Raw genomic sequence first — 10,474 nt, 5'->3', positions numbered from 1 at the left:
CCTCCGGCGTCCCGGACTGGTTCCGCTCCGGGACGCTGGCACCGGCGGAACCGCAGACCGAGCCGACGGCGCCGCCGCAGCCCGCCGCGCGGACCACCGCCCAGCAGCCGCCCGCCGTCGCCACGTCGGCACCCGAGCCGGTCACGCCGCTGCCACCCGCCCGCCCGAGGCGCGTCCCGTGGCCGCTGGCCCCGGCCGCCGACGCCGAGCCGAGCGACCAGCCCGCCGACGAGCCGGACCAGGACGAGCCCGCCGACGCACTCGCCGACGCTCCCGCTGACGGCGCCGCCCACGAGCCCGGGCCCGAGACCGACCCCGAGCCCGACCCAGTGCCCGCCCTCGAGGCGCTCGACGAGCCGGCCGCGGAGCCCCAGCCGCTCGCCGACGGGCCGCTCGCCGACCTGCGTCACCCCATCGCGCGAGACTCCGGGCGAGACCGCGGCGCCCCACCCCACCACGCCGGATCGTCCGACATCCGGCGTCGGGAGGGGGTCGCGGAGGCCGGAAGTCGGACGATTCGCGGTCAGCGGCGGGACGCAACCCACGCGCCCGAGCTCCCGGCGCCCGAGCTCCCGGCGCCCGCGCTCCCCGCGCCCGCGCTCCCGGGGTCCCAGCAGAGGACGCCCGGACCCCGCACCGCCGACCTGCCTCGGTCCGAGCCGGACGGCGCCGAGCCGGCCGGGGTCGACGCGCCGACCTCGACGCCGGTCGGACCGCCGCGGGCGGCCCCGGCAGCTGCGACGATGCCGGTCCGGCGGGTGCTGCGGGTCGGGGCGCCGCTGCGGGCGTCCGACCAGCCGCGCGACGGGTCGTCGACCACGTCCCACGGCCCCGCCGACCGCACCGAGCGGGCCGGACCGGTGCAGGGGCTCGCGGCCTTCGTCGCGGCGGCCTCGGCCGCCGTGCCCGACGACGTGCGGGCACCCGACGTCCAGGTGGAGGAGCCCGGCGACGTGCTGCGCCTCGGCACCGACGACGCACCCGAGGTCCCAGCCGGTCGGCGGGACACCGCACACCTGCCCGACCCTGTCGTCGACGCCGGTGCACCGGAGCGTCCGGACGTCACGGCGGTCCTGGAGCTGCTGCGTCCGCGCGACGACGACACGCAGGTTGCCGCGCCCCGGCTGCAGGACGCGGCGCACGCGCCCGAGCCGGACGTCCCGTGGTGGGCGACCCCCGACGAGCACGGGCGCTCGCCACGGGGCCGCGACGACCTCGACGACCTCGATCACGACGACCTCGACGACGACGTCGAGGACGCCTCTGCCGCAGCGGTCTACGACCAGGTCGTGCGTCGGCTGCGGCGCGAGCTGCTGGTCGAGCGGGAGCGCGCCGCGCTGCTGGCCGACTGAGCCGGCGGCACCCGCCCGCAGCAGGGTGTATCTGTGCAGCCGCGCAGCGCTCTTGTGTGCATGGCCACACCGCACGAGCCCGCGCTGGCGCTGCGCTTCTCCGCGAAGATCGGCGCGCTGACGCTGCACCACGTGACCGCCTGCCAGGGGCTCGACGCGCACTACGAGGTGCACGAGTTCAAGGAGGGCGGCAACAGCGAGCACGCCCACAAGCTGCCCGCCGGCGTCACCTACGCGAACGTGCGGATCACCCGACCCGTCGACGAGGACAGCGCGAAGCTGGCCACCTGGTTCAGCGAGGTGCGCCGCACCCTGTCGCGCACCACGGCGTCGGTCCTGGTGCACGACGGCAACGGCAAGGTCGTCGCCCGGTGGGACCTCGAGGGCGTGTGGCCGGTGCGCTACACCGGTCCGCGGCTCGCGTCTGCCACCAGCGCCGCCGCGGAGGAGACGATCGAGCTGGCGCACAACGGCTTCGTGATGAGCGGGTCGTGAGCGGCGGGGCGCTGGTGCGGGCGAGGCTGGTCCCGCAGGGCGGCGACGGCGGCAAGCCGCTCCCGCTGCACTACAACCCCGCCACGCTGACGATGCGGACGGGCGCGACCTGGCAGCGCCGACCCACCCGCGGCGCGAAGAACTCGCCCGAACCGGAGTTCACCGGCGCCAAGCCCGTCACCTACATCATGGACATCGTCCTGGACTCCGTCGACGACCCGGGCCGCAGCGTGCCGGACGCGCTGGTGCAGCTGGTGACCTGGACGCGCTCGACCGCGACGTCGCGCGAGGCCGACGTCCCGTCCCCCCCGCTGCTGGTGCTGGAGTGGGGCGGGCGCTCGTGGGGGCCGCTGCACATCGACCGGCTCAAGGTCGACCACACGATGTTCGCGCCCGACGGCACGCCGGTGCGGGCCAAGGTGAACCTGCGGATGACCGAGCACACCCTCGAGCCCGGACGCACGAACCCGACCTCGGGCGGCCCCGTGGGTCGCAAGCGGGCGGTCGTGGCCGGCGCCGACGACCTGGCGGCCGTCGCCCAGCGCGAGTACGGCGACCCGGGTCTGTGGCGGGCGGTCGCCGACGCGAACGGCATCGACGACCCGGGCCGGGTGCCGCGGGGCACCGCGCTGCTGCTGCCCCCGATCGCGGACGCCCGCGAGGCCGTGAGGGCCGGCCGTGGCTGAGATCCGCTCGTACGGCACGCGCCCGGTGGTGACGATCGACGGCACCCCGCTGCGCGAGGAGCTCGCCGCCAAGGTGCTGGAGGTCGTCGTCGACACCCGGCTGCACCAGCCCGACATGCTGCAGGTGACCTTCGTCGACCCCGGCCACGACCTGCTGCGCACCCTCGGGGTGCGGATCGGCAGCACCTGCGAGATCGGCACCACGCGGCTCGGCGACGGGACGCAGACCCGGCTCGTGCAGGCCGAGATCACCTCGCTGGAGCGCGAGCTCGACGAGCACGGCTCGACCGCCGTCCTGCGCGGGTACGACGTGTCGCACCGCCTGGGCCGGGGCCGTCGCACCGCCACGTACAACGACGTCACCGACGCCGACCTGGTGCGCCGCGTCGCCGGTCGCGCCGGCGTCCCGCTCGGCACGGTCGCGGCGGGAGGCCCGACGCACGACCACGTGTCGCAGGTGAACACCACCGACTGGGAGTTCCTCACCGCGCGGGCGCGCGAGACCGGGCACGAGCTCACGGTCGAGGACGGCCGGCTGCAGTGGCGCCGGCCGACGGGGGCCGAGGAGGCCCCCGACCCGTCGCGCGCGCTCGACGAGCAGGCCGCGCCGCTGCAGCTGAAGGTCGGCAGCAACCTGCTCGCCTTCCGGCCGCGGGTCACCGCCGGTGCCCAGGTCGACGACGTCGTGGTGCGCGGCTGGGACCCCCGCTCGAAGCAGGCCGTCGTGGGGCGGGCACGGGCGGCGACGGTCGCCGCCGCCGTGGCGATCTCGCCGTCCGAGCTGTCCGGTGCGTTCGGGTCGGCCGGCCACGTCAGCGTGACCCGCCCGATCGCCGACCAGGGCGAGGCGGACGCCGTCGCCGGAGCCCTGGCCGAGAGCCTGGCGAGCGTGCACGCCGAGGCCGAGGGCGTGGCGCTGGGCGACCCGCGGCTGCGAGCGGGTTGCGCGGTCTCGATCGGGCACGCGGGGTGGCCCTTCGACGGCCGCTACACCCTCACCTCGGCCCGGCACGTGCACGACTCCCGCGGCTACCGCACCCACCTCGGGATCAGCGGACGCCACGACCGGTCGCTGCTGCGCCTCACCGGGGGAGCGACACCCGGCGCGACGGTGCCGGGCGTGGTGCCGGCGGTCGTCACCGACGTCGACGACCCCGACGGCGCGGGACGGGTGAAGGTGACCTTCCCGTGGCTCGCCGACGACTACGAGTCGTGGTGGGCCCGGCTCGCCCAGCTGGGTGCCGGCGACCGCCGCGGGGCCGTCTGGCTCCCCGAGGTGGGTGACGAGGTGCTGGTGGCCTTCGAGCACGGCGACACGCGCCGCCCGTACGTCGTGGGTGGCCTCTACAACGGCGTCGACCTGCCGCGGCTCGGCGACGACCTCGTCGACCGCTCGACCGGTGCGGTCCGGCGGCGCGGCTTCGTCTCCCGGGCGGGCCACCGCCTGGTCTTCCTCGACGACGACGCGAAGAGCGGCGCGGCGCTGGTGAGCGGCGACGACTCGTTGCGGATCGCGCTGAAGCAGTCGGACACCACGATCACGATCAGCTCGTCCGGTGCGGTGAGCATCACCGGGTCGAGCGAGGTGACCGTCACCAGCGACGGCTCGATCTCGCTCGAGGCCGGCACCTCGCTCACCCTCAAGGGCGGCTCCGGCGTGAGCATCGACGGCGGACCCCAGGTCGAGGTCTCCGGCGGCCTGATCAAGCTCAACTGACCACACCCACGACGACAGCAGAAGGAGCCACGACATGGGTTCGCCCGCAGCGGTCCTCGGCGACAAGGTGACGGCGACCTGCGCGATCCACCTGGTGCCGAACCCGGCGTCCGGTGCGCCGCAACCGGGTCCGCCGATGCCGTTCTCGGCGCCGGTGACGACCGGGACCTGCGCCAGCGTGCAGGTCGGCGGCACCCCGGTGGTCGTCGTCGGCGCCCAGGGCACCTGCACGCCGCCGCACGTCGGCCTGCACCCGAGCGACCCGTTCCTCGCCCCGCCGACGCAGACCGGCGTGGTCGTGCAGGGGAGCGCGACGGTGCTCGCGGGAGGTACGCCGCTGGCCCGCTCCGGCGACGCCTGCACCGCCTGCGGCCTGCCGGGCGCGACGCTGGTCGGCACCGCCGCGACCGTGCTGGTGGGGGGCTGACGTGGTCACCACCGACTTCGTCGGCACCGGGTTCGCCTTCCCGATGGGCGTCACGCCCGCGGGCGGCACCGCCATGGTGAGCGGCAGCGCGAACGTGGAGCAGGCGATGCTCCTGGTGCTCGGCACCGCGCCCGGGGAGCGGCCGATGCGGCCCGAGTTCGGTTGCGGCATCCACGACCTGGTGTTCGAGACGGTCGACGACACGCTGTGCGGCTCGGTCGCGTCCGAGGTCGAGCGCGCGCTCACCCACTGGGTGCCCCGCATCGAGGTCTCCCACGTCGACGTGCGCCCCGACCCGGTGTCGCCCTCGACCCTGCTGGTCGACGTCGCGTACGTGATCCGGTCGACCAACGACCAGCGCAACCTGGTCTTCCCGTTCTACTCCATCCCCGAGCACGAGTGAGAGGGGACCTGACCATGGCCCTGCCCGTCCCCAACCTCGACGACCGCCGCTTCCAGGACTTCGTGGACGACGCGAAGCGGATGGTGCAGCGACGCTGCCCCGAGTGGACCGACCACAACGTCTCCGACCCCGGCGTCACGCTGATCGAGGCGTTCGCGGCGGTGGCCGACCAGGTCGTCTACCGGCTGAACCGCGTGCCCGACCTGCACTACGTGAAGTTCCTGGAGCTCATCGGCGTCCGGCTGTTCCCGGCCAGCGCGGCCAGGACGCCCGTCACGTTCTGGTTGTCGGCCCCCCGCCGCGACGTCGTCCGCGTGCCCGCCGGCACCGAGGTGGCCACGCGACGCGCGCCCGAGGCGGAGCCGGTCGTGTTCGGCACCACCGGCGACCTGGAGATCGTGCCGGTGCACCTCGTCGGCCTGCGCACGGTCGACGTGCGCGGTCGCGGGGCCGACCACAGCCAGGAGCTCGGCGGCGGTCCCTGGGTGCGCTGCTTCTCGGAGGTGCCCGAGACCGGGGAGACCCTGCTGTTCGGGCTCACCGACGCCGCGCCGTCGTGCGCGGTGGCGCTGCGGATCGACTGCCACGTGGACGGTTTCGGCATCGACCCTGACCGGCCCCCGCTCGTCTGGGAGGCCTGGACGGCGGACGGCTGGGTGGCGTGCGACGTCGAGCGCGACGGCACGCGCGCCCTGAACCGCGCCGGCGACGTCGTGCTGCACCTGCCCGCCGACCACACCGCGTCGGTGGTCGCCGGCCTGCGCGCCGGGTGGCTGCGCGCCCGGGTCGTCGACCGCGCCGACGGCGCACCGCGGTACACGGCCTCGCCCCGCCTGCGCGACGCGACCGCGTTCACCGTCGGCGGCACGGTCGGCGCGGTGAACGCCCGGCTGGTGCGCCACGAGGTCCTGGGCACCGCGGAGGGGATCCCCGGCGGCCGGTTCGCGGTCGCTGCCACCCCCGTCCTGCCGACCGACGACCCCCTCGTGGTGGAGGTGTCCGACGAGGACGAGGGCTGGCAGTCCTGGACCCGGGTGCACTCCTTCGCCGACAGCGGTCCGGACGACCGGCACGTCGTGCTCGACCCGGTCGCGGGCACCGTGGAGTTCGGTCCGTGCGTGCGGCTCGAGGACGGGCGGCTGCGCCAGTACGGCGCCGTCCCCGCGCGGGGCGCCACCGTCCGGGTGCGCGAGTACCGCTGCGGCGGAGGGGCGGGCGGCAACGTGAGCGCCCACGCGCTCGAGGTGCTCCGCTCGTCCATCCCGTACGTGTCGCGGGTCGGCAACCGGGTCGCGGCCCGCGGCGGGCGCGACTGCGAGACCCTCGACAACGCGCGGGTGCGCGGTCCGCTCGAGCTGCGCGGCACCCACCGCGCCGTGACTCCCGAGGACTACGAGCAGATCTCGCTGGCGGCGGCCCCCGAGGTCGCCCGCGTGCGCTGCGTCCCGGACGAAGACGGCACGGTGCACGTGCTCCTGGTGCCGGCCACCGGCGACGGCGGCTCGCGCCGGCCGTTCGAGGACCTGCAGCCCGACGAGGACACGCTCGACCGCGTCGCCGACGCGCTGGAGCGCCGCCGCGTCATCGGGGCGCGGGTCGTGGTGGAGCCGCCGACGTACCGGGGGCTGACGGTCGTCGCGCACCTGCGGTCGCTCCCGGGGTACGCGCCGCAGGCGGTGCGGGCCGCCGCCGTCGAGGCGCTGTACCGGCACCACGACCCCGTGCACGGCGGGACCGACGGTCGCGGCTGGCCGTTCGGCCGCCCGGTGCAGTACGGCGAGGTGTACGCGGTGCTCCAGCGCGTGCGGGGTGTCGACGTCGTCGAGGACGTGCGCCTGTTCCCGGCCGACCCGGTGACAGGCCGGCGCGAGGAGGCCACCCGCACCCTCCCGATCGAGCCGGCCGCGCTCGTCTTCGGCTACGACCACCAGGTGCGGGTGACGCCGTGCGAGGACTGACCCCCCAGCCGACGCCCGTGCCCGTCGCGCGCGCGCTGCCCGCGGTGGTGGCGTCGGACGACTACGCGCGGCGGTTCACCGACGCGCTCGACGACGTGCTCTCGGCGGCGCTCGTCGCCTACGACAACCTGCCCGCCTACCTCGACCCCGCGACCGCGCCCGCCGACTTCCTCGACTGGCTGGGGCACTGGGTGTGCGCACCGCCGGACGACCGCGACGACCGGGCCCGCGAGGAGGCGCTGCGCTCCCTGCTGCCGGTCGCGGCCGACCTGGGGGCGCGCCGCGGGACCGTCGCCGCCCTGGCCGAGGAGGTCGGCCGGCTGTGCGGCGCCGACGTCGAGGTGCGCGACGGGGGCTGGGTGGTCACCTCGACCACGGCGGGCGGCGCCACCACCGCGCCGGCCGGCACGGTGTCTCCGGGCGAGGTCGAGGTGCACGTGCACGGCCCGTGCGACCACGTCCTGGTGCGCCGCCTGGTGCGGCGCGCGACGCCCGCCCACCTGCGGGTGGCGATCGCCTTCCACGGCGGGTCGTCCGACGAGCTCGTCCCGCGGCAGCCACCGGCCCCCGACGCCGACCCACCGACCCACCCGATCACCGCCGACCTGCGGGGAGGAGACCCGACATGACCATCACCTGCACCTCGTGCGGCAGCGCCAACGAGACCGGCGACACGTTCTGCGGCTCGTGCAGCGCGTTCCTGGAGTGGGAGGGGGCACCCGCGCCGGGCACGACGGCCGTCCCGGTCGCCACCGCGGCCCACGCCGGCACCCGGACGGCGAGCGCGCCGGCACCTGCCCCGGTCGTCGCCGTGGAGCCGCAGCCGCTGGTGCCGACGCAGCACGTGCCCCCCGCGACGGGACCGGCCCTCGGGTCGCAGCCCCGGGCGCCCCAGGCCGAGGCCGCGCGCCCGGGTCCGCGACGGGCCGTGCCGGACGGGCCGTCCGACCACTTCTGCGGCGCGTGCGGCTCCGGCAACGCCACGGGCCGGTTCTACTGCCGGGCGTGCGGCGCGCCGCTCGCCGACGCGGCGGTTCCCCGGACGGGGTGGTTCGACCGCTGGGTCCGGCCGTGGTGGCCCGGCGGCCGCCGCGCGGCTCGGGCACGGGCGGCGGGGGAGCGGCCGTCGTCCTGGACTCGGCACGCGATGCACCAGCGCCGCAGCCGCCGGCGGCTGCGGATGCCCACCCGGATCAGCCTCGGCAAGCTCGCGATCCCGCTGATGGCGTTGTCGCTGCTGGGGTTCGGGCTCTCACCGATGCGGGCGACCGCCACGGCCTGGGCCTTCGACACCTACGACAGCCTGCGGCTGCGGTTCTCGCCCGACCTGGTCGCGGTGACCCCGGCCAGGGCGACGTCCGACCCGGTCGTGCAGGCGCACCCACCGCTCGCGGCGGTCGACGCCAACAGCTCGTCCTACTGGTCCGAGGGTCTCGAGGGCCCCGGCATCGGGGCGACGCTGACCGTCGAGTTCGCCTCTCCCACCGACCTCGCGGCCGTCGGCGTGCACAACGGCGCGACCGACACCGAGTTCGCGCGGCAACCGCGGGTGCGCACCCTGCAGGTCGACACCGTCGACGTGTCCGGTGCGTCCACTTCGACCCGGTTGGAGCTGGAGGACACCGCGGACTTCCGCAGCCACGACCTCACCGCGTCCGCGGTGACCCTGTTGACCATGACGATCGTCGACGTGTACCCAGGTCAGGAAGGGCAGGACGCCAGCCTGACCGAGGTCTCGTTCCACGTGAGGAAGTGACCGAGATGACCATCAGCACGACTCCTCTCGCCCCGCTCGGCACCGGGTTGTCCGTGGTGCCGGCGTCGCCCGTGTGGTCCGAGCGCGAGCTGGCCGTCCTGCGGCTCCTCGCGCAGGGCCTGTCCACCCGCGAGGTGGCCAAGGCGCTCTGCTACAGCGAGCGCACGATCAAGAACGTCCTCTACGAGCTCACCACCCGCAACGGGCTGCGCAACCGCACCCACGCGGTCGCGGTCGCGGTGCGCGCCGGGGTCGTCTGACGACCTCCGACCGGGTGGCTCAGCCCGCGCCGTAGGCCGAGAAGGCGCACCACGCCACCAGGGTGCGGGGGTCGTCGCGGTCGAGGTCGGCGCGCGCCGCGTGCAGCGCGTCGGACGCGGTGCGCCCCTCGACCAGGCCGGCGTGCAGCCCGACCATGAGCGGGACGGCCGCGTCGTCGGGCACCAGCACCGAGCTCGCCACCACGCCCCGGCTGCCGTGCGCGAGCAGCGTGCTGACGAACCCCAGCGGCTCGTCGCCCGGCGCCGCCGCCTCGACGCCCGACTCGCACGAGGCGAGGACGACGACCTCGGGGACGCCGCGACCGGCGGCGGTGGCCAGCAGCTCGTGCAGCGTGAGCGGTCCGTCGTCCATGACGAGCGAGGTGAACAGCGGGCTGTCGCTGCGGACGTGGGCGTGGCACGACAGGTGCGCCACACCGGCGCCGGCGAACGCGTCGAGGACGGCAGGCACCGTGGCGGGGTCGCGCAGCACGGTGGCGCCGGGGTGCAGGCCGGCGAGGCGCCCGACCTCGTCGTGGCTGCCGGGCAGCCCGGGACCGGCGACGAGCAGCGTCGCGCCGGTCCGGTCCGGGGGGCGGGCCGACGGGCGGGCGGTGCGCGCCCACAGCGACGCCGACGGGGTGACCGACACCGGCCCCTCGTGCAGCGCCGACCACGGGACGCGCTGCAGCGCACCGACCGGCGCCACGACGAGCGGCGCGGTCGGCGCGACCCCCAGGGGGTCCACGAGCAGCGTCCGGAGCCGGTCGAAGCCCCGGTGCACGGTCGCGGCCACCGCCGGTGCCGACGCACCGCCGCCGGCCGCGAGCCGGCGCAGGGCGAACTGCACCGCGTGCACGAGGCGCTGCGCGTCGGCCGCCGGTCCGAGCCGGACGAGGCGCGCGCCGGACGACGACACGACGACCGCCAGCAGGTCGCCGTCGAGCTCGGCCAGCTCGACCAGCGTGCGGGCCCCCAGCGCCTGACGCAGCACCGCAGGAGGCACGCGCGCGGCCGGGTCCACCGAACCCGGTGCGGCCCAGGCGTCCTCGCGCAGCCGCTGCTCCTCCTGGGTCAGTCGCGCCAGGAGCCGGTCGGCCCGGTCGGCCGCACCCGCCTCCCGGGCCGCGTCGAGGTCGGCGTGCAGGGCGCGCAACCGGTCGAACGCCCCCGCGTCCGGTGCCACGCGCGCGACGCGGCTCAACGCTGCGGCGCGCACCAGCTCGAGCCACCCCAGGACGCGGACGGGCGACGCGTCCGGAAGCAGCGCGCGCAGGCCGACCAGGGCGAGCTCGACCCCGTGGCCCGACGCGAGCGCCCGCAGCTCGGTCGAGGCGAGCGTCGCACGGTGGCCGTCGAGGTCGTCCAGGCCCGCGCGGCACGCGCGCAGCACCGAGGCGGTGGGTGCGCCGCGCGCCCG

The 10,474-nt window shown here is 76.4% G+C and carries 10 protein-coding genes and 1 pseudogene; 10 read left to right on the top strand and 1 reads right to left on the bottom strand.

The window, feature by feature from the left end; genetic code table 11:
* The 10 genes and pseudogenes from ACYVKY_RS21185 to ACYVKY_RS21140 form a co-directional block, all read left to right on the top strand.
* Positions 1-1,352 (top strand): annotated as a pseudogene (locus ACYVKY_RS21185) (hypothetical protein); the annotation flags it as partial.
* 60 nt (positions 1,353-1,412) lie between these two features.
* Positions 1,413-1,847, top strand: a complete 435-nt coding sequence (locus ACYVKY_RS21180; protein ID WP_460436965.1) for a phage tail protein — start codon at positions 1,413-1,415, stop codon at positions 1,845-1,847.
* The gene (locus ACYVKY_RS21175) at positions 1,844-2,533 is read left to right on the top strand and encodes a CIS tube protein (RefSeq protein ID WP_460436964.1); all 690 of its coding nucleotides are present in this window, start codon (positions 1,844-1,846) and stop codon (positions 2,531-2,533) included. The genes ACYVKY_RS21180 and ACYVKY_RS21175 overlap by 4 nt, the downstream gene beginning before the upstream one ends.
* The gene (locus tag ACYVKY_RS21170) at positions 2,526-4,250 is read left to right on the top strand and encodes a type VI secretion system Vgr family protein (RefSeq protein ID WP_460436963.1); all 1,725 of its coding nucleotides are present in this window, start codon (positions 2,526-2,528) and stop codon (positions 4,248-4,250) included. The genes ACYVKY_RS21175 and ACYVKY_RS21170 overlap by 8 nt, the downstream gene beginning before the upstream one ends.
* A 34-nt stretch (positions 4,251-4,284) precedes the next feature.
* Complete coding sequence (locus ACYVKY_RS21165; RefSeq protein WP_460436962.1) at positions 4,285-4,677, top strand: PAAR domain-containing protein; 393 nt, start codon at positions 4,285-4,287, stop codon at positions 4,675-4,677.
* A 43-nt stretch (positions 4,678-4,720) separates the two neighbouring features.
* On the top strand, positions 4,721-5,080 hold the full coding sequence (locus ACYVKY_RS21160; RefSeq protein ID WP_460436966.1) for a GPW/gp25 family protein: 360 nt from the start codon (positions 4,721-4,723) through the stop codon (positions 5,078-5,080).
* 14 nt (positions 5,081-5,094) lie between these two features.
* Positions 5,095-7,038 carry a baseplate J/gp47 family protein gene (locus ACYVKY_RS21155; RefSeq protein WP_460436961.1) on the top strand — a complete coding sequence of 648 codons (1,944 nt, stop codon included), beginning with the start codon at positions 5,095-5,097 and terminating at the stop codon, positions 7,036-7,038.
* A complete protein-coding gene (locus ACYVKY_RS21150; protein ID WP_460436960.1) occupies positions 7,026-7,667 on the top strand; it encodes a phage tail protein in 642 nt (213 codons plus the stop codon). The genes ACYVKY_RS21155 and ACYVKY_RS21150 overlap by 13 nt, the downstream gene beginning before the upstream one ends.
* On the top strand, positions 7,664-8,794 hold the full coding sequence (locus tag ACYVKY_RS21145; RefSeq protein WP_460436959.1) for an NADase-type glycan-binding domain-containing protein: 1,131 nt from the start codon (positions 7,664-7,666) through the stop codon (positions 8,792-8,794). The genes ACYVKY_RS21150 and ACYVKY_RS21145 overlap by 4 nt, the downstream gene beginning before the upstream one ends.
* Before the next feature lie 5 nt (positions 8,795-8,799).
* Positions 8,800-9,054, top strand: a complete 255-nt coding sequence (locus ACYVKY_RS21140; protein ID WP_460436958.1) for a response regulator transcription factor — start codon at positions 8,800-8,802, stop codon at positions 9,052-9,054.
* A 19-nt stretch (positions 9,055-9,073) separates the two neighbouring features.
* Here the strand turns inward: ACYVKY_RS21140 and ACYVKY_RS21135 are convergent.
* Positions 9,074-10,474 (bottom strand): CHAT domain-containing protein (locus ACYVKY_RS21135; RefSeq protein ID WP_460436957.1); only part of this gene is annotated, 1,401 nt, incomplete at its 5' end.

This window comes from Angustibacter speluncae, from assembly GCF_054777815.1.
Note: the sequence above shows the minus strand (reverse complement) of the source record. Positions and strands in the feature narration are given on the sequence as shown.